Genomic DNA, 17286 nt, shown 5'->3' with positions numbered 1-17286 from the left:
TTTCCTTGGTGACATAAACGCGCCGCGCTCCGTGCCGACGCAGCGCTCTTCGCTAAGACATGCAAAGCGGAGGCCAGAAACGGGCAGGCAGAAGGAGGCGAAGCGGACGAATAATTCTTTATCGGCAAGAAGAACCGCTTTTTTATGCGATTTGCCGGTCGGGAGGCAAGTGAAATTCGCGGCGGGCGCTAAATAACGGCAGGATTGCCCGGAGCCGCTCCGGGCAAAGCGCAATCAGTGCAGGGCGTTTTTATCTTTACGGGACATCGCGTCCAGATAGCCCATCACAAAGGCGGACAGCACAAACGTCAGATGAATAATGACGTACCACATCAGCTTGTTATCAGGAATATTGCGCGCATCCATAAACACGCGCAGCAGATGAATAGAAGAGATCGCCACAATAGAGGCCGCCACTTTATTCTTCAGCGAGCCGGAATCCATTTTCCCCAGCCAGCTCAGCTTTTCTTTGTGCTCGGAGATATCCAGCCTGGAAACGAAGTTTTCATAGCCGGAGAGCATCACCATCACCAGCAGGCCGCCAACCAGCGTCAGGTCAATCATCGATAGCAGCACCAGCACCAGATCGTTTTCCGCCATAGCCAGCACGTTGGGCAGCAGATGAAAAACTTCCTGGAAGAACTTGATCGCCAGCGCCAGCAGGCCCAGCGACAGCCCGAGATAAATAGGTGCCAGCAGCCAGCGCGAGGCGTAAATAAGATTTTCAGTAAGACGTTCCATAGCATTCCATAAGCAGGTTAACACGAGCGGTAGTATACCTGATGGAATGTTAAATTTTTCACGGCACAGGCCTGCACCGGGGGAATTTTACGGATTTACTCCGTTGGCTCGGTCAGCATGCCTGCCGAGGCGGGTTCAAGCACCCGGCGCGCCTGCCGGTCAATGCTGCCGATGCCCAGCGCCAGTTCATCGCCGGCCCGGACAAGCGGTAAGCAAAAACCCGGCTCGCACGCCGTGGTCGTCTGAACGCCCGCTGGCCGAGCGGGAACGGCAGCAAAACCGGTCCCGCTTATCGCCAACGCGATAAGAAAAGCATATTTTTTCATAGGGTATTTATTCAGAGATGCGCGAATTTAGTGCAGCTCGCGATGCTGATTACGATAATCTCTCGGCGTCACGTTAAAGTGTTTTTTAAAGACGCGCTGAAAACACTGCTGGGAGGAGAATCCCAAATCCATAGAGATGGTCATGATGGTTTTATGGGAGGTCACCAGGCTTTTTGCCGCCTCGTCCAGGCGACGATAGCGAATAAAACTGCCCAGCGTCATGCCTTTTTTCTCTTTAAAAGCGCGTTGTAAGTGCCATTTAGAATAACCGGAGCGCGCGGCTACGGCCTCAATATTCAGTCCATCGTCCAGATGCGCTTCAATCCAGTCGATAATCACGTCTACGATTTCACCTTTCACTGACTTTCTCCTGCAGCGGCATCCTGCATATGACGCCGCCATTCCACGATGTAATATTATATCTATATGTTTTTATTAGTTAAATTTTGATATGCAACAAAAGGAATAACTTATCAAAATTTGGCGGAAGGATATAAAGAAGTGTAAAATAGTTCAAATAGATAATTTTAATGTTCGTTAATAGATAGTCTCTATAGAGGTAGCCATGCTGGATCTCAACCTGGTACGCGTTTTTACCGCTATCTATGAAACTCGCAGCGTCAGCGGCGCTGCCGATCGCCTGTTTATTACGCAGCCTTCCGCCAGCTACGCGCTCGCCCGTCTGCGCAGCGAAACCAACGACGAGCTGTTCAAGCGCAGCCGGAAAGGCATGGAGCCGACGCCGACCGCGATGCAGCTCTATAAGGTGTTTAAAAAGTCGCTGACCGGCATAGAAAAAGCCGTGGCGGAAACCCGCATCTTTTCGCCGGAAACCTCGCGCTATAAGTTCCGCCTGGCGCTGACGGACCTGGGCGAGCTGCTGCTGCTGCCCAAGCTGATTACGCTTTTCCGCAGCGTGGCGCCGCATATCCAGCTGGAGGTGATCCCGGTCGACGTGCACAAGCTGGACGAATGGCTACTGACGGGCCGTATCGACGCGGCGCTGTGTAGCCGCAATGAGTCGGTTTCCTCCGCGCAGCGCGAGCTGATGGCCTATGAACGCTATGTCTGCCTGCTCAACGTTGACCATCCGCGAATTAAAGAGAGCCTGTCGCTGGATGAGTATATGCAGGAACGCCACGTCGTGGTCGCTGCCACCAGCGGTCACCACATTGTGGAAGATCGGCTGAAAGAGTTTGAGCTGGAACGCGAAATCGCGCTGGAAGTGCCACACTTCGCCGCCCTGGGCGAGCTGATTGCCTCCAGCGATTTGCTGGTAACGCTGCCTTCCAGCGCCGCCAGGATCTACGCACGTCGCGGCAACGGCCGGATGCTGGAGCTGCCGTTCCACGTGCCGAATCAGGAAGTTTTCCTCTATGCGCACACCGAAATCGGCGATATCACGGCAAAAACCTGGTTCTACAACGTGCTGCGCATCGCCGGGCCGACCATGATCGATCCCTGAGATACCGCGTCCTATAGAAGAGAGCGCGCAAAGAAAACCAGACCCAGTGCACGTTCCAGGAAAGCCGTGTGGCAAGCGCGGCGGATAACGTGCGGAATGTGAAGCGCTTCAAGCCGCCTTGTGCATCTTTCTGAATGTATCGCAAAAATTTCCCGTTAATCCCGACAACAGCACAATGACCCGCCTGAAAAGCGCCTCCTATAGTTGATTAAAACGCCCCCGGGCCGTTTTCCTTTCTCTCCTGCCGCTGCGGCAAGCTTCGTCATCTCTGCGCCTGTATTCAGAGCGACAATAAATAAGGGTAAGCACTATGACTGCTAAAAACGGATCGCACGTGCGCGTGTGGATATTAATGCTGATACTGTTTCTTTCCGTTATCGCCTATGCGGATCGCTCTATTTTGTCGATTGCGGGCGGCGCGATTAAAGATGAGTTTGGCCTCTCGCCCATCCAGCTTGGCTTTATCCTGTCGGCGTTCAGCTGGGCCTATGTAATAGGACAGATCCCCGGCGGCCTGTTTCTGGATCGCTTCGGCACCAAAAGAGTGTACGGCGTGACGCTGGTGCTCTGGTCGATCTCCACGCTGGCGATGGGCTTTGTCGGCGAATTCTCTACGGGCCTGACCAGCGCGCTGGTGATCATGTTCACGCTGCGTTTCGCGCTGGGGCTGATCGAGGCACCCAGCTTTCCGGCCAACGCCCGCGTCGCCATTATGTGGTTTCCAAAAGCCGAACGCGGCCGCGCCTCATCGCTGTTCGCCTCCTCGCAGTATTTTGCGGTCGGCATCTTTTCGCCCCTTTCCGGCTGGCTGGTATCCGAATTCGGCTGGCCGTGGCCCTTCTTTGTGCTGGGCGTTATCGGCATCGGGGCCTTCTTCGTCTGGCTTTGGTATATGCAGGAGCCGCGCGCGCACCGCAGCGTGTCGCCGCAGGAGCTGGATCATATCGTCGCGGGCGGCGGCCTGATCGATATCGACTCGGTACAGGAGCGTAAGGAGAAAACTCCCGTTTCCCGCGAAACCTTCCGCAGGCTGCTGACTAACCGGATGCTGTGGTGCGCCTATATCGGTCAGTACTGCATCATCGCGCTGAGCTATTTCTTTATTACCTGGTTCCCTGTCTATCTGGTGCAGGCGCGCGGCATGGATATTCTGCATGCCGGTTTCGCCACCGTGGCGCCAGCGCTGTTCGGCTTTGCGGGCGGGATTTCCGGCGGCATTATTTCCGATTACCTGATCCGCATCGGCTGGTCGGTCTCCTGGGCGCGCAAAACGCCTTACATTGTCGGGATGCTGATGGCCGCGACGCTGATGGCCGCCGCCGTCGCCAACAGCAACTTTTGGGTCATCGCCATTATGTCCTTTGCTTTTTACGGCAAGGGCGTGGCGGCCGGAGCGGGTACCTGGGCGGTGATCAGCGACACCGCGCCGAAGGAAGCGGTTGGCCTGGCGGGCGCTATTTTTAACTGCGTCGGTAATATCGCCGGCATTATCACGCCGATCATGTTCGGTTACCTGGTTGCGCTGACCGGCAGCTACAGCCTGGGCCTGGTGTTTGTCGGCGCGCACTGTATCGTTGCCGCCTGCTGCTTCCTGTTTGTGATGGGGCCGATTGAACGCGTCGGTGGCGAAACGCCGGAAGACAACACTTATCCGACCGGCGCTGCTCCCGTGGTGCGCAGGCTTTAGCGGCCCGTGCGGGAAGACGTTGATCTTCGCACGCAAAACCTTCACTTTAGCGTCATGGTTAATCGGGCAGCGCACCTGCCCGCATCAAGACGGAGTGCCCCTATGTCGCTAACCCTTCTGACGCAGTTGGCCGATCTTCCCGCCAGTCAGTGGGATGCCTTACTGCCGGACGATCAGCCTTTTCTCCGTCACGCCTTTCTCAGCACGCTGGAAGAGAGCGGCAGCCTGGGAAAAGGCACCGGCTGGCAGCCGGAGCACCTGGTGTGGGAAGAACAGGGCGTAATCCGCGCCGCGCTGCCGGGCTACCGCAAAAGCCATTCAATGGGCGAATACGTTTTCGATCACGCCTGGGCGGACGCCTGCCAGCGCGCCGGTCTGCCCTACTACCCTAAGTGGCTGGCCGCCGTGCCGTTCAGCCCCGTGACCGGCGCAAGACTGTTAGGCGACAGCGCCTTTGCCGCAAAGCTGCTGCATCACGTGCCCGATTTCCTGCATCAGCGCCAGTTGCACAGCGCCCATATCAACTTTGGCGATGCGCAAACCCGCGAGCTGGTGGCGGCGGAAGCACGCTGGCTGCCGCGTCTTGGCTGCCAGTATCACTGGCGCAACCCCGGCTACCGCGATTTCCAGGACTTTCTGGATACGCTGATGTCGCGCAAGCGCAAGCAGATACGCAAAGAGCGCGAGCTGGTCGCCAGCCAGGGGTTTACGTTCGAGTGGCTGGCCGGTCATCAGCTCAGCGAAGCGCACTGGGACTTTGTCTACGCCTGCTACGCCAACACCTACGCGGTGCGCGGCCAGCGACCCTATCTCACCCGCCTTTTCTTCAGCCTGCTGGCGGAGAAAATGCCGCAGGCCATTCGCGTGGTGCTGGCAACGCAAAACGGCCTGGCCGTCGCGATGGCTTTCAGCCTGATGGACGGCGAAACGCTTTACGGTCGCTACTGGGGCTGCCTGGAAGAGTTTAACCGGCTGCATTTTGAAACCTGTTTTTATCAGGGGATGGATTACGCCATCGCGCACGGGCTGAAGCGCTTTGACGCGGGCGCGCAGGGCGAACACAAGCTGGTGCGGGGTTTTGAGCCGGTGATCACCGAATCCTGGCACTATCTACGGCATGAAGGCTTATTCGAGGCGGTAGCGGACTACCTGAATCAGGAAAGGCCCGGCGTGCAGGCGTGGGCGTTGGAAGCCCGCGCATCGCTGCCTTATCGCCGCGACGGAGAATAACGGGCAGCCTGGACGCTGCCCGCTGATTGATTAATCCTCGCCGACGAAGCCGCCCGTCTGATGTCGCCACAGGCGGGCATACAGCCCATCCAGCGCCAGCAGCTCGCTGTGGCTGCCCATCTCGGCGATGCGCCCTTCCTGCAATACCACCAGCCTGTCCATTTTGGCGATAGTGGAAAGACGGTGCGCGATTGCAATCACCGTTTTGCCGCCCATCAGCGTCTCCAGACTCTCCTGGATCGCCGCTTCCACTTCGGAATCCAGCGCGGAGGTCGCCTCATCCATAATCAGGATCGGCGCGTCCTTCAGCAAGACCCTGGCGATAGCGATACGCTGGCGCTGGCCGCCGGAAAGCTTCACGCCGCGCTCGCCGACCTGCGCATCCAGTCCGACGCGGCCCTGCGGATCGGAGAGCAGCGGGATAAACTCGTCGGCCTTCGCACGATGGATCGCCTGCTGCAACTGTTCTTCTGTCGCATCGGGTCGGCCGTACAGCAAGTTATCGCGAATTGAACGGTGCAGCAGCGAGGTATCCTGCGTAATCATGCCGATCTGCGCCCGCAGGCTTTCCTGGCTGACGTGCGCGATATCCTGGCCGTCAATCACAATGCGGCCGCCGTCCAGGTCATACAGACGCAGCAGCAGGTTCACCAGCGTCGATTTCCCCGCGCCCGACGGGCCGATCAGGCCAATCTTTTCGCCCGGACGAATAGTCAGCTGTAGCTTGTCGATCACCCGGCGCGCGCTGCCATAGTTGAAATCGACGTTCTCATAGCGGATTTCACCCCGATCGACCTTCAGCCTCGGCGCCTGCGGCTTGTCGGCCACGCTGACCGGCTGCGCAATAGTTTGCAGGCCATCCTGCACCATACCGATGTTTTCAAAAATGCCGTTGACTACCCACATGATCCAGCCGGACATATTGACGATACGGATCACCAGCCCGGTAGCCAGCGCGATAGCACCCACGCTAATCAGCGACTGGGTCCACAGCCACAGCGCCAGGCCCGTGGTACTGACTATCAGCAGGCCATTGAGCGTGGTCACCACCACATCCATATTAGTGACCATCCGGCCCTGCTGACGCGTTTTAGCCGTTTGATCGCCGATAGCCTCACGCGCGTAGGCTCTTTCCAAATCGCTGTGCGCAAAGAGCTTCAGCGTGGTGATATTGGTGTAGCCGTCCACAATGGTGCCCATCAGCTTCGAACGCGCGTCGGATGAGGCAACGGAGCGGGATTTCACGCGCGGCACGAAATACCTCATGCTGACGACATAGCCCACAATCCACACCAGCAGCGGGATCATCAGCCGCCAGTCCGCCTCGGCGAACAGCACCAGCGAGGTAATAGCGTAAATCAGCACGTGCCAGAGCGCATCCACGGCCTGGACTGCCGAATCGCGCAGCGCGTTGCCGGTTTGCATAATGCGCTGGGCGATGCGCCCGGAAAAGTCGCTCTGGAAAAAATTCAGGCTCTGGCGCAGCACATAGTTGTGGTTTTGCCAGCGGATCATGCTGGTCATGCCGGGGTTGATCGTCTGGTGCACCAGTAGATCGTGCAGGCCGATAAAGATCGGTCTGAAAACCAGCGCCACCGCCGCCATCCAGATCAGCTCGCTGGCATGTTCGCTAAAGAAGCTGGCGGCGGGCGTCGTGTTCACCATATCAATAATGGTGCTCAAAAAGCGGAACAGCGCGACCTCAATCAGCGAAGCGATCAGCCCGATCGCCAGCAGTAAGGCAAAGCTCTGCCACACCTGGCGCAGATAGTAGACGTAAAAAGCCCAGACGCGGTTGGGCGGCGTGTCGCTGGGGGCGTCCTGAAAAATATCGATCAGTTTCTCAAAGCGGCGATACAGCATAGCTAGCTCACTTTTACAGCCAAAAAACTGATAGTAGTGCATTTTCTTCTGTTATGACGAACGCGGCGCAGGTTGCGGCTTGATTAGGAAACGATCGTTCTCTATTATGAAGTGATGAAAACCTCTTCTTTACGTCAGCCGGGACGCCCGCGCGAATTCGATGCCGATCTTGCTCTGGACGGCGCTATAGCGCTGTTCAGCGAGCAGGGCTACGCCGGGACTTCCATCAGCGAGCTGGCCCGTGCGATGCAGGTCACGCCCGGCAGCCTGTATAAAGCTTTCGCCGACAAGCAGGCGATTTTCCTGGCCGCGCTGACCCGCTACCAGCAGCTGCGCGGCGAGGCGCTGAACCGTCGCCTTGCGGACGCGCCCAACGGGCGGGCCAGAGTGGAGGCGCTGTTGCGCCACTACAGCGAAAGCAGCGTGGGCGAAACCGGGCGGCGCGGCTGTCTGGTGGTGAGCTGCGCCGTCGAGCTGGCGACGCGCAACGACGAGCTGGCGCGCCGTATCACGCAATCGCTGGGGGCCAACGAGGCGCGCTTTGAGGTGTTTCTGCGCCAGGGTCAGCAGGATGGCTCTGTTTCTCCCGATCTTAACGTACCGGCTACGGCAGCCATGCTGCTGTGCCTGACGCAGGGAATGCGCGTGCTGGGAAAAACCGGCCGTACCACAGAAGAGATGGCGCAGCTGGTCGATAACGCCCTGACGCTGCTCGGCTGATATTTCGCTTTTGCGCGCGGCCTGGCGCCGCGCGCCCAACAGACCAAATTACATTCAATTTGGAAACGATCATACCCAAACCGCAGAGGCAACCATGCTTATCTCTACCAACACTGAGGCCGACCGTCAGGCCATTGCCGCCTTTCAAACCGCAACTTTCTGGCAGCAGTTCCGCCAGGAGTACGTTGAGGTCAACGGTATTCGTCTTCATTACGTCACGGGCGGCTGCGGCGAACCCGTGCTGCTGCTGCCCGGCTGGCCGCAGAGCTGGTACGCCTGGCGCTACGTGATGCCGCTGCTGGTCGCTGCGGGCCGCCGCGTGATTGCGGTCGATCCGCGTGGTCTGGGCGACTCGGCCCATCCCGCCGACGGCTATGATATGACCACCACCGCTAACGATATTCATCAGCTGATCGCCACGCTGAAGCTGAACGAGTCTGGCCCGATAGATGTAGTCTGCCACGATATCGGCAGCTGGATAGGCTATGCGCTGGCGGCCGACTGGCCGGAAGATGTGAAACGGCTGGCGCTGTTCGACGCCGCGCTGCCGGGCATCTCGCCGCCGCCGCCGTCCGGCATTCCCACTGACGAAGCCAATGTGAAGAGCTGGCACTTTGCTTTCAATCGACTGAACGATTTGCCGGAAATCCTGTTTACGGGCCGCGAACGCGAGCTGATTAGCTGGCTGTTTGCGGCCAAATCCCTGAAGAGCTGGAGTATCACGCCAGCCGATCTGGAAGAGTATGTCCGCGTTAACCAGCTTCCCGGCGCGCTGCGTTCGGCGCTGAGCTACTACCGCACCGGCTTTTCACCGGCCTCGCTGGCGGCCGCACGGCAGCGGGCGGAGAAAAAATTATTGATGCCGGTTTTGGCCGTTGGGGCGGAAGGCAGCGTGGGCGATACCCTGCTGACGACGCTGCAACAGCTGGCGGTTGAGGTAAAAGGCGGCGTTATCGCCGGCGTGGGTCATTACATTCCGGAAGAGGCGTCCGCAACGCTGGCTGGCCTGCTGGCCGATTTTTTTATACCCTCTGGTAGCCCGACAGACGGTCGGTAGCAGGCCCGCACAGGAAGCGGCAGGCGACGCGCGCATAAGGACAATAACGACCGAGGCAGAGGGGCGGAGATGGAACGGCTTGATTGTGATCGTATGCTGGTGGCGGTAATGGAGCTGGGAAGCTTCGCCGCTGCCGCGGAACGCATGGGCACCAGCAGCGGGCAGGCGTCGAAACTGGTTTCCCGCCTGGAGAGCGAGCTGGGCGTCCAGCTGCTGAAACGCAGCACCCGTGCGCTTTTTCCGACAGAGATAGGCCAGGCCTATTTTGACCGCATCAAAAGCATTCTGGACGACTTCGACGCGCTGGACGCCTCGGTACGTCACGCTTCCGGCAAACCTTCAGGCCGCCTGAAGCTGACCGCGCCGCTGACTTTCGGCACCAGCAGCCTGGCGCCGGTGCTGATAGCCTTTGCCAAAGAGTACCCGGAAATTGAGCTGGACGTCAGCTTCGCCGACCGCATGGTCAATATCGTGGATGAGGGTTTCGACCTTGCGCTGCGTATTGGCAGGCTCAGCGACAGCAGCCTGATTGCACGAAGGCTGAGCGATATCCGTATTATCGTGGCGGCAAGCGAAAGCTATTTAAGCACGCACGGTGCGCCTGAAGATCTGCGCCAGCTGGCGCAGCATGACTGCATCATCGATACCAATTTTCGCGAGCCGCTGAACTGGCAGTTTCGCGACGGCAGCGAACGTATTCTGTCGGTGGCGGTAAAAGGCAGGCTGCGCTTTTCCAATGCTGAAGCCTGCCTGAGCGCCGCCGCCGCGGGGCTGGGCATTGCGCGGATGCCGACGTTTATCGCCGGAAACCAGCTGCGCAGCGGCGCGATCGTGCCGCTGTTTCGCCAGTATGAGATGCCGCCGCTCGGCCTTTACGCCGTCTATCCACCAGCGCGCCATCTGGCGCACAAGGTGCGTGCATTAACGGAATTCCTTGAAGCGCATTACGCAGGCGAGGCCGAGTGGGATTGCGGCTGGTAATTCTTTCCATTTCGGAAGGAATATCCGCGCTGAGCAAGGGATTATCATCCTCATGGGATCCGTGTAGCCTTGAGTGAAACCGTTTCCACAGTGGAGAGCGGCTCAACAGGAGAAGTCCCGTGACGAAAGGATTGATTATTTTACTGCACGGCGTCGGCAGCAACGGTAAGGATCTGGCCGGACTGGGCGCGCACTGGGCAGAAGGTTTGCCTCGGGTGGCTTTCACCAGTCCCAATGCGCCCTTTCCTTTTGAACACGGCGCCGGCTATCAGTGGTTTAGCCTGAGCGGCGTCACGTCTGCTAATCGGGCGGAGCGGGTTTATCACGCGCGGGAGGCTTTCGATCGCCAACTTAGCGCTATTCTGGCAATCCACCAGATGCAGGATCGTCTGGAGAACGTGGTGCTGGTCGGCTTTTCCCAGGGCAGCATTATGGCGCTGGACGCCGTAGTTTCCGGGCGCTGGCCGGTAGCGGGCGTGGTGGCGTTTTCCGGCAGGCTGGCGTCGCCGCTGCCTTATGAAATGCCGGCGAAAACGCCGGTCATGCTGATCCACGGCATGGCAGACAGCGTTATTCCCTGTGCGGAAAGCGAAGCGGCAGCCAGGCAGCTACGCGAGCTGGGCGCGGTCGTCAGCACCCAATTTGACGCGTCGGTTGGCCATACTATTTCCGCCCAGGGCGCACGCAGCGCCAGCGAATTTATCGCGACGTGCCTGGCGTAGCCGCGCCGTCGTTCAGCCGTTTCTGGTAAAACGCCAGGTTCAGCCAGCGGTCGAACTTCCAGGCGACCTCGTTCAGCGTTCCGGCCAGCGTAAAGCCTTTTTTCTCATGCAGAACAATGCTGGCGCGGTTATCCGCGTCAATACTGCCGATCATCAGATGCATCCCTTTTTCCCGCCCCTGCTCAACGATCGCGTCCAGCAGCGTTTTACCCAGTCCCTGCCCGCGAAAATCGGGGTGGATATAAATTGAATGCTCAACGGTAAACTGGCAGGCGGCGTGCACGCGAAAAGTGCCGTAGCTGGCAAAGCCCATTAGCCTGCCCGCCTCATCCTCAACGCCGATAACCGGGAAATCATGCTGCCGTTTAACGGCGAACCAGCTCTGCATACTTTCCGGCTGGCGCGGCTCGTAGTCATAGAGCGCGGTAGAATTAACAATAGCGTCGTTGAAAATGGCCAGAATAGCGGCGCTGTGGCGGTCTTCGGTGCAGGTAACGATCTTCATTGCTGGCTGACGTCCTTAATGAGTGGCGATGCGCATAAACAACGGCGGCAGATGGGCCGCTTCGGGCAAAACAGATCGGCGCGGCGGCTCAGGTGGTCAGCAGCGTATGCAGCCTCTGTAAATCTTGCTGGACCGTCGCGATCTCTTCGGCAAATTTTTCCTCGGAGGTAAAGGGCTGCCGGAAGATCGTCATCAGCACTTCCGATCCCTCTTCGTTGCCAACCACCCGCATCGGCACCACTGTCTCCTTGCCAAAACCGGTATCCACGTAGCGATCCATTACGCCATAAGGGTTGTGATCGGTGAAACGGATTTTTTTCGCGCTTTCCGCCCCGACGATTTTCCACCAGGTGCCGTCCTGCTCCAGCGTCGTTTCGCTAAGGGCGCCGATCCATTTCGGAAAATAGTCGGGTTTCCAGATGGTCTCGTAAAGATCAACCCAGTTACGGGGGATGGTCAGACTGATAGTTTGCGATGGCAGCATAGGGCCTCCTGAATTTTTATCGTCAGGGGATTTAACCATCGGCAGGTAAGGATGAAAAGGGGCGGCGGCCCGCCCTTAAAAAGATTTTAACGCTACCTTCGCCGTTTCCGCATCATAAGCGCCTTTCAGGCTGAGATCGACAGGCTGCGGCTGCCAGTTAATCAAGCCGCCTATCTCAAACAGCACCTGACCGTTTTGCCCCGGCGCCCTCTCTGTCACCGGCCGTACCAGCAGCGTTTCCGGAATAATTCTTGGCTCGAAGCGCAGCAGCGCGTTGCGGATGTTTTTCTCAATAATGTGCCAGCTATGGTGGCTGGCATATTTGCCCGTCAGCGGCGCTACGCCATAGTTAAAAACGGAGACCATTAACGCGCCGTGCCGGGCTTCATCCAGCTGTTCTTCAAGGTTCGTGCTGTTAAGCAGGCAGGCGATATCCTTTTGCACGATGGCGCGCAACTCTTTAGCGCTCACATAGCAGGCATCGTAGCTTTCACGCTTTTTTTTCGGCTCGTCGTCCAGCAGCCTTTCCAGCAGCGTAGGCGAAAAACTCTGTTTTCTTTCCATTGCCTACACCTGGCCAAAGCGGATTTCGGCCACTTCCAGCAGGGAAAATTCCCCACTATCGGTAATCAGCACCTTTCTGCCAGCGCCCGTCGCCAGCATAGCGGAAACCTGCTGCCATTCGCTAAGCAGCCCCAGCTTCTCGCTCTGTTCCGCTTCAGCGGTAAGGGGATAGCGGGCAGGCACGTAGCCGTAGTGAAACTCGCCGTCTGTTTTAATATGGGCGGGCGTCCAAATCAGATCGAGCAGATCTTCAGGTCGACGAACGTGCAGCAGCTGCAGCGAGGAAAAAGGCACCTGACGATAGCCGCCAGCGCTGATAAATTCGCAGGCTGGCCCGATACGCCCGTCGCTGTCCGCTATCCAGGCGAACCTTCCCGTTATCTCCCCGCTGCCGGCGCTTTCCGGGGCCAGAGAAAAGGCCTGCTGACGAAGCGTCTCGGCCCGTTCCGGCTCGTTTTCCGCCTGGGCTTTGTTCGCCTGATGCAGCAGCGTCATCCATTCCGGTGCGGCGGCGGTAAACAGGCCAGGGCTGCGTTTACCCGCCAGCACGTCTTCCCGCATCAGCTCGCTGAGGATCAGGTTCTTGCCCAGCTCGCACTGCTTTGGCTCGACGTCATCCAGCAGGGCCAGCGTTTGCAGCTGCATCAGCGCTTTTTCCCATCGTCCATCAAGGCAGTACAGGCCGAACAGCGCGTTGCGGCACGCGCTATCGTCAGGACGCGCTTTGACGTTCGCGGCCGCCTCCGCAATCAGATCGCTTAACGAGGTGGTTTTCAGCAGTGCGGTTAAAGATTTTGCATCATGCATAATGGGTCCATCCTGGGTTAATAAGGGCTGTCCAGCCCGGGCTTATAAAGATCGTGAAAAACCAGTTCCGGTATGGTCTGCTTCTCTTTTGAAGCGATATTCTCCGGAGCCAGCAGTTTTAAAATATCCGTTTTTTCATCATCGAAAATCAGCGGGCCGGTTGTCCCTTCAACGTTCAGCTCCGTCCAGACCTTATCAATCAGCGAAGGCGTCTGGATCAGGCATTCCGTCAACGTTTTCGCCTTCATCTCCTCCCGGACGGCCTCAAAGTAATCATCGCAGTCGGGAAGCCGGGTCAGCGTAGGGCGTTCCTGGGCTACGTGGCGGTGCTGCTCGCCCCAGATAAGAAACTTTTTGTATTCTTCCTCCAGCGCTTCAAGAATGTCCGCGGCGGCTTCTGTCTTCGCCGCCGCGGCCTCGTTAAGGTAGCGATAATCGCCCATATAGTGCCCGCCGCTGGGCAAAATATCGTCCACTTCGGGTAGCGGCCTTTTCTGCAGGGGATCGCCGTCAAGCAGCATATGGCACAGCTCCTCTCCCGGCACGTCTTCATCATCCACTACGGTAAAGCCATAGTGACCCAGCTGGATCGCCGCATTAAGGCGGAGCACGCGGCGCTCGCCCTCTGCCACTCTGCCGTTATCAACCAGACAAAGCAGATCCTTACAGGTATTGAAGATAACTGGCCCGCCAGGCGAGCGGTAAAACCACAGGGCGTCCGACGAACCGGCCTCGCTAAATTGCCCGTTTTGCGGATTGAAGCAGACCGGGCGTTCGACGGTATAACTTTCGCCAAGCGGGAAAGCGGGCTGATTATCGGGCCAGGTCATTAGCAGCTGCACGAGTTAACCGCCGATAGTCACGTTGCCGGAACCGGAGACAACGGCTGCGCCGCAACCGGTGACGTCACCCAGCCGTGCTGCATTGCAGTTGTTGATAAATACGCTGCCCGATCCTGACGCGACGGGCGCGCCGCCATGAAAAGCGCACACTGCGGCGCTGATGCCTGCTGCTGCAGCGCAACAGCCGTTAGTGTGTACATTTCCCGATCCGCTTACTATTGCTCCGCCATGTGCGATTGCATCACCAAGTCTGGCTGCGCAGCTTCCCATTTTTCACCTCATCTTGCTGTTGGGCTGATGCCAGCCCGGTTACTGATAAAACGCCTGGGGCAACGACGGGCTGGCTATAACGCCGCCGGCTGCTACCCCATGCGCGGTTAAACCACTCTCAAGGCATGGTCGGCACAGGCGTGGTCCTGCCGCCCGGGGTAGGGGTAGTAGGCTCCGGTGTGGTTATCGTCGGCGCCGGTGCCGGGGGAGTCGGCGTTGGTACAGGCAGTGGGGGCAGCGGGAAGGGAAGAGCGACAAACCCAAAAACGCTCAGGCTCGGCACGCCCGCGACAAAGCCGCCACCGCCGCCGCCGCCACAGCTACAGCAGCTACAGCAATCGCCAGGATTTAAATCGACCTGTCCTCCCTGAAGCACGATATGGTTAGCGCACAGGATAATTTTACCCGCGCAAAGTGAAAGCACGCCGCCTGCCGTTAATGACATAGCGCCACCTGCAACCATGCCGATGTAGCCACCGACGGCAAGCGAGTAATACCCACCCACGTTATTCATAAAAGCGCCGCCGACGTTAATCCCTTTCGCACCGCCTATCGACTCGGACTGCGCGCCGCCAACCGTAAAGCCCAGCGCGCCGCCGACCATTAACGAGCTGCTGCCATTCACCGTGGTGGATTCATTAACGCCAACCACTCTGTTGCTGTTAACACCGATGCTGACAGAGCGCGTCGCGCCGACGGCAAGATCGGAGTTCAGCCCGATGGTTTGCGTTTCATTACGCTTGGTCAGGCGGGACATATCGCGCTCGGCCTGTTCCCAGTACTGCTCCAGCCCTGGTTTATCCTCAAACTGGATGCCGTTAAAGTTGGTGCGTCCGCCGCCTACCGTGCGGCTCACTAATCCGCTTTGCGTGGCGTTGGCAGGCAGATCCCACGGCGGCATGGTGACGTTGTTATAAAGGCTGCCGATCACCAGCGGACGATCCGGATCGCCGTTAATGAAGTCCACGATCACTTCATGACCGACGCGTGGGATATAGATCCCGCCAAAATTGTTGCCGGCCCACGCCTGGCTGACGCGGATCCAGCAGGAATCCGTTTCGCGGTTGTGCCCGTAGCGATCCCATAAAAAGCGCACTTTTATGCGGCCCCAGGTATCGGTCCAGATATCTTCGCCCGGTGGCCCTACCACTACAGCCGTCTACGGCCCGCTGGTTTTTGGGCGCAGCGCCAGCTGAGGATGGCGATAAATCTTGGTGGTAGGCTGAACGGTGAAATGGCTTTGATAACTGAAATCCCCCATCCCCGTCACCTGGCTGACATCGCTAACGATCAGCTCGCTGGAGATGACCATATATTCCCGGTTCGCTTTCTCCAGCGGGTAATTTTGCAGCTCGAAGTTGGTGCCGCATACCACGCCCCGCAGTTCGCCGGAGCCGGATGCTCTTGATCCGATCGCGCCCCGCTCTTCCATACGGACTTTCGCCAGCTGTTCGCCGATATCTGGCCGATCGTAATCGCCGGGCCAGTGGTAAAGCTCCATGTCGTTAAAGGTGGTTTGACGAGGCTTGCTGTCGGCAGCCGATATATCCGCTCGGGATTTTGTAAAGTCGTAATCGTTGGTATACCACCGGCCGGAGGTAATGGTTTCCTGAAATTTAAAACGGGTAATATATTCCTGCCCGGCTTTGGGTTCGCTCGGCATATATTGCAGCACATGCCAGGCCTCGCTGGAAAAACGCTTGTGCGCGCCAACGTGATCCACCAGCACCAGCTTATGCTTCTGGTCTTCATGCTCAAAAAACCAGTAAATCCCCCACTCCTCCATCAGGCGCTCGATAAAATTAAAATCCGTTTCACCGTATTGCACCTGAAAATCCAGCTGGGGATAAGAACCGGTTAGCCGTTTTTCCAGCGGAAAATTATATTCCTCCAGCACCTCGTCAATAATCTCCACCACCGTTTTTTGCTGGAAGATCTTGAAGTCGGAGGTCAGTTCCGTCAGGTAAAGCCAGGGGCGAAGGATAATTTCAAAGATGGCCTGATTCGCATCCCGCCCCAGAAACCTGGCACGCTGCACCAGGCCGGAGATTTCCCGGCTGCCCGCGCCGATGCCCATCAATTCATCCAGCCCGTTGCCGTCCAGCTCTATCGACACGGTCATCTCTTTACCAATCAGCGCTTTAATATCCACGTTCGCCGCTGACTGCCAGGGAATAAGATCGCTGGCTGGCGTTTTGGCAGTTAGCTTGTAGGTATATAAAGAAGAGAACGACTCCTTGCCTTCCAGCTTCGTTAATACCAGCGCGGTTTCACCCAGCAAAAGCGGCATTGCTGAGCTGCTTAACGTTATGGTTCTTGCCATATCAACACCTAATCCTTGGTTTATATTGCACCCTAAGGGAGCGCCTCTCCCTCTCCTTTTCAGCAGATAATGTGCTGCGAATCGATAATTTTGCCGTAGCGGCTTTGCCGCCAGAGCCACGCTTTGCGATCCGTCTGGATAATTTCCGGCCAGTCCGGCCAGGGCATGCTGCCGACGCCTTTTTCCTCCGTGATGCTTCTGTCGTACTCGCTCAACTCCGCCAACAGCAAATCCGCATGATAACTGAAGCGATAGCGCTCATTAAGCAGCCGTTCGCGAAACGGGGAGTAGCGAGAACGTAATAAATTAACCCAGTTTTTCAAATAGATATCTTGATTAACCACGCCATCCTGATTTTGCTGCGCCATCATAATTCTCGCCAGCCAGAAGGCGATATGAAAGTCAGATGCCAGCTCCTTTTGCAGCCACTGCACGCTGACGGCGGCGTAAATTGCCGAAAGCCCCGCCGCGCGGCTGTTGACCAAGGCCCCCACGTAACAGCGGCCCTTTTTCCGCAACGGCGGCAGAATAAAGCACCACGGGTAGTGCTCCGGTAAAAGCTGTCCTGGCAGCGTCATCTGCATCGCCGGCACCACTTTTTCGGCCAGTACGGCGGCAACTTTTTTCCGCTCTCTGCCTGGCAATAACGTTGGCGCCTCTTTGCCAATAATACCGGTACGAATGGCCATATGCCGCTCC

The 17286-nt window shown here is 57.8% G+C and carries 18 protein-coding genes and 1 pseudogene; 7 read left to right on the top strand and 12 right to left on the bottom strand.

Going from position 1 to position 17286, the window contains the following annotated elements:
- Nucleotides 1–234: 234 nt before the first annotated feature.
- From ACVWZ0_RS01895 to ACVWZ0_RS01885, 3 genes are all read right to left on the bottom strand, one after another.
- Nucleotides 235–741 (bottom strand): TIGR00645 family protein, encoded by a 507-nt coding sequence (locus tag ACVWZ0_RS01895; RefSeq protein WP_125289362.1) that lies wholly within the window; start codon nucleotides 739–741, stop codon nucleotides 235–237.
- A gap of 95 nt (nucleotides 742–836) precedes the next feature.
- Nucleotides 837–1067, bottom strand: coding sequence for a hypothetical protein (locus ACVWZ0_RS01890; protein ID WP_253456306.1), 231 nt, complete (start codon nucleotides 1065–1067; stop codon nucleotides 837–839).
- Nucleotides 1068–1094: 27 nt separating this feature from the next.
- Nucleotides 1095–1469 carry a helix-turn-helix domain-containing protein gene (locus ACVWZ0_RS01885; protein ID WP_301730638.1) on the bottom strand — a complete coding sequence of 125 codons (375 nt, stop codon included), beginning with the start codon at nucleotides 1467–1469 and terminating at the stop codon, nucleotides 1095–1097.
- A gap of 163 nt (nucleotides 1470–1632) precedes the next feature.
- On the opposite strand from ACVWZ0_RS01885, the gene ACVWZ0_RS01880 reads away from it, so the two are divergent.
- From ACVWZ0_RS01880 to ACVWZ0_RS01870, 3 genes are all read left to right on the top strand, one after another.
- Nucleotides 1633–2532 carry a LysR family transcriptional regulator gene (locus tag ACVWZ0_RS01880; protein ID WP_125289359.1) on the top strand — a complete coding sequence of 300 codons (900 nt, stop codon included), beginning with the start codon at nucleotides 1633–1635 and terminating at the stop codon, nucleotides 2530–2532.
- A gap of 310 nt (nucleotides 2533–2842) precedes the next feature.
- Nucleotides 2843–4219 carry an MFS transporter gene (locus ACVWZ0_RS01875; RefSeq protein WP_253456309.1) on the top strand — a complete coding sequence of 459 codons (1377 nt, stop codon included), beginning with the start codon at nucleotides 2843–2845 and terminating at the stop codon, nucleotides 4217–4219.
- A gap of 102 nt (nucleotides 4220–4321) precedes the next feature.
- A complete protein-coding gene (locus ACVWZ0_RS01870; protein ID WP_253456312.1) occupies nucleotides 4322–5449 on the top strand; it encodes a GNAT family N-acetyltransferase in 1128 nt (375 codons plus the stop codon).
- Between the two features lie 30 nt (nucleotides 5450–5479).
- On the opposite strand, the gene ACVWZ0_RS01865 is transcribed toward ACVWZ0_RS01870, so the two are convergent.
- Nucleotides 5480–7312: an ABC transporter ATP-binding protein gene (locus tag ACVWZ0_RS01865; protein WP_253456315.1), complete on the bottom strand. Its 1833-nt coding sequence runs from the start codon at nucleotides 7310–7312 to the stop codon at nucleotides 5480–5482.
- A 114-nt stretch (nucleotides 7313–7426) separates the two neighbouring features.
- Between ACVWZ0_RS01865 and ACVWZ0_RS01860 the strand changes: the two genes are divergently transcribed.
- The 4 genes from ACVWZ0_RS01860 (at nucleotide 7427) to ACVWZ0_RS01845 (ending at nucleotide 10792) form a co-directional block, all read left to right on the top strand.
- Nucleotides 7427–8032 (top strand): TetR/AcrR family transcriptional regulator, encoded by a 606-nt coding sequence (locus ACVWZ0_RS01860; protein ID WP_253456318.1) that lies wholly within the window; start codon nucleotides 7427–7429, stop codon nucleotides 8030–8032.
- A gap of 94 nt (nucleotides 8033–8126) precedes the next feature.
- The gene (locus ACVWZ0_RS01855; protein WP_253456321.1) at nucleotides 8127–9089 is read left to right on the top strand and encodes an alpha/beta fold hydrolase; all 963 of its coding nucleotides are present in this window, start codon (nucleotides 8127–8129) and stop codon (nucleotides 9087–9089) included.
- Between the two features lie 69 nt (nucleotides 9090–9158).
- Entirely contained in the window at nucleotides 9159–10070 is a 912-nt protein-coding gene (locus ACVWZ0_RS01850; protein WP_253456324.1) for a LysR family transcriptional regulator, read from the top strand.
- 119 nt (nucleotides 10071–10189) lie between these two features.
- A complete protein-coding gene (locus tag ACVWZ0_RS01845) occupies nucleotides 10190–10792 on the top strand; it encodes an alpha/beta hydrolase (protein ID WP_253456327.1) in 603 nt (200 codons plus the stop codon).
- Here the strand turns inward: ACVWZ0_RS01845 and ACVWZ0_RS01840 are convergent.
- The 8 genes and pseudogenes from ACVWZ0_RS01840 to ACVWZ0_RS01805 form a co-directional block, all read right to left on the bottom strand.
- Complete coding sequence (locus ACVWZ0_RS01840; RefSeq protein ID WP_253456330.1) at nucleotides 10770–11297, bottom strand: GNAT family N-acetyltransferase; 528 nt, start codon at nucleotides 11295–11297, stop codon at nucleotides 10770–10772. The two genes, ACVWZ0_RS01845 and ACVWZ0_RS01840, sit on opposite strands and share 23 nt — an antisense overlap.
- Before the next feature lie 88 nt (nucleotides 11298–11385).
- Nucleotides 11386–11781 (bottom strand): polyketide cyclase, encoded by a 396-nt coding sequence (locus tag ACVWZ0_RS01835; RefSeq protein WP_253456333.1) that lies wholly within the window; start codon nucleotides 11779–11781, stop codon nucleotides 11386–11388.
- Between the two features lie 75 nt (nucleotides 11782–11856).
- Nucleotides 11857–12345, bottom strand: coding sequence for a type VI secretion system baseplate subunit TssE (locus tag ACVWZ0_RS01830; protein WP_253456336.1), 489 nt, complete (start codon nucleotides 12343–12345; stop codon nucleotides 11857–11859).
- Nucleotides 12346–12348: 3 nt separating this feature from the next.
- Complete coding sequence (locus ACVWZ0_RS01825) at nucleotides 12349–13152, bottom strand: type VI secretion system accessory protein TagJ (protein ID WP_253456339.1); 804 nt, start codon at nucleotides 13150–13152, stop codon at nucleotides 12349–12351.
- 17 nt (nucleotides 13153–13169) lie between these two features.
- Nucleotides 13170–13982, bottom strand: coding sequence for a TagK domain-containing protein (locus tag ACVWZ0_RS01820; RefSeq protein WP_253456342.1), 813 nt, complete (start codon nucleotides 13980–13982; stop codon nucleotides 13170–13172).
- 15 nt (nucleotides 13983–13997) lie between these two features.
- The gene (locus tag ACVWZ0_RS01815) at nucleotides 13998–14264 is read right to left on the bottom strand and encodes a PAAR domain-containing protein (protein WP_253456345.1); all 267 of its coding nucleotides are present in this window, start codon (nucleotides 14262–14264) and stop codon (nucleotides 13998–14000) included.
- A 118-nt stretch (nucleotides 14265–14382) separates the two neighbouring features.
- A pseudogene (locus ACVWZ0_RS01810) lies at nucleotides 14383–16587 on the bottom strand (type VI secretion system Vgr family protein).
- A 59-nt stretch (nucleotides 16588–16646) separates the two neighbouring features.
- On the bottom strand, nucleotides 16647–17276 hold the full coding sequence (locus ACVWZ0_RS01805) for a hypothetical protein (RefSeq protein WP_253456348.1): 630 nt from the start codon (nucleotides 17274–17276) through the stop codon (nucleotides 16647–16649).
- Nucleotides 17277–17286 lie beyond the last annotated feature (10 nt).

The sequence above is a fragment of the Erwinia sp. TECH1 genome, from assembly GCF_054057575.1.
The sequence above is the reverse complement of the archived record's forward strand: the minus strand, read 5'-3'. Positions and strand labels throughout refer to the sequence as shown.

Coding starts and splice junctions, on each gene's coding strand:
- ACVWZ0_RS01815 (WP_253456345.1), bottom strand. CDS start 14,264: ATGGGAAGCTGCGCAGCCAGACTTGGTGATGCAATCGCACATGGCGGA.
- ACVWZ0_RS01865 (WP_253456315.1), bottom strand. CDS start 7,312: ATGCTGTATCGCCGCTTTGAGAAACTGATCGATATTTTTCAGGACGCC.
- ACVWZ0_RS01840 (WP_253456330.1), bottom strand. CDS start 11,297: ATGAAGATCGTTACCTGCACCGAAGACCGCCACAGCGCCGCTATTCTG.
- ACVWZ0_RS01880 (WP_125289359.1), top strand. CDS start 1,633: ATGCTGGATCTCAACCTGGTACGCGTTTTTACCGCTATCTATGAAACT.
- ACVWZ0_RS01875 (WP_253456309.1), top strand. CDS start 2,843: ATGACTGCTAAAAACGGATCGCACGTGCGCGTGTGGATATTAATGCTG.
- ACVWZ0_RS01860 (WP_253456318.1), top strand. CDS start 7,427: ATGAAAACCTCTTCTTTACGTCAGCCGGGACGCCCGCGCGAATTCGAT.
- ACVWZ0_RS01885 (WP_301730638.1), bottom strand. CDS start 1,469: ATGGCGGCGTCATATGCAGGATGCCGCTGCAGGAGAAAGTCAGTGAAA.
- ACVWZ0_RS01850 (WP_253456324.1), top strand. CDS start 9,159: ATGGAACGGCTTGATTGTGATCGTATGCTGGTGGCGGTAATGGAGCTG.
- ACVWZ0_RS01890 (WP_253456306.1), bottom strand. CDS start 1,067: ATGAAAAAATATGCTTTTCTTATCGCGTTGGCGATAAGCGGGACCGGT.
- ACVWZ0_RS01895 (WP_125289362.1), bottom strand. CDS start 741: ATGGAACGTCTTACTGAAAATCTTATTTACGCCTCGCGCTGGCTGCTG.
- ACVWZ0_RS01820 (WP_253456342.1), bottom strand. CDS start 13,982: ATGACCTGGCCCGATAATCAGCCCGCTTTCCCGCTTGGCGAAAGTTAT.
- ACVWZ0_RS01855 (WP_253456321.1), top strand. CDS start 8,127: ATGCTTATCTCTACCAACACTGAGGCCGACCGTCAGGCCATTGCCGCC.
- ACVWZ0_RS01870 (WP_253456312.1), top strand. CDS start 4,322: ATGTCGCTAACCCTTCTGACGCAGTTGGCCGATCTTCCCGCCAGTCAG.
- ACVWZ0_RS01825 (WP_253456339.1), bottom strand. CDS start 13,152: ATGCATGATGCAAAATCTTTAACCGCACTGCTGAAAACCACCTCGTTA.
- ACVWZ0_RS01805 (WP_253456348.1), bottom strand. CDS start 17,276: ATGGCCATTCGTACCGGTATTATTGGCAAAGAGGCGCCAACGTTATTG.
- ACVWZ0_RS01830 (WP_253456336.1), bottom strand. CDS start 12,345: ATGGAAAGAAAACAGAGTTTTTCGCCTACGCTGCTGGAAAGGCTGCTG.
- ACVWZ0_RS01835 (WP_253456333.1), bottom strand. CDS start 11,781: ATGCTGCCATCGCAAACTATCAGTCTGACCATCCCCCGTAACTGGGTT.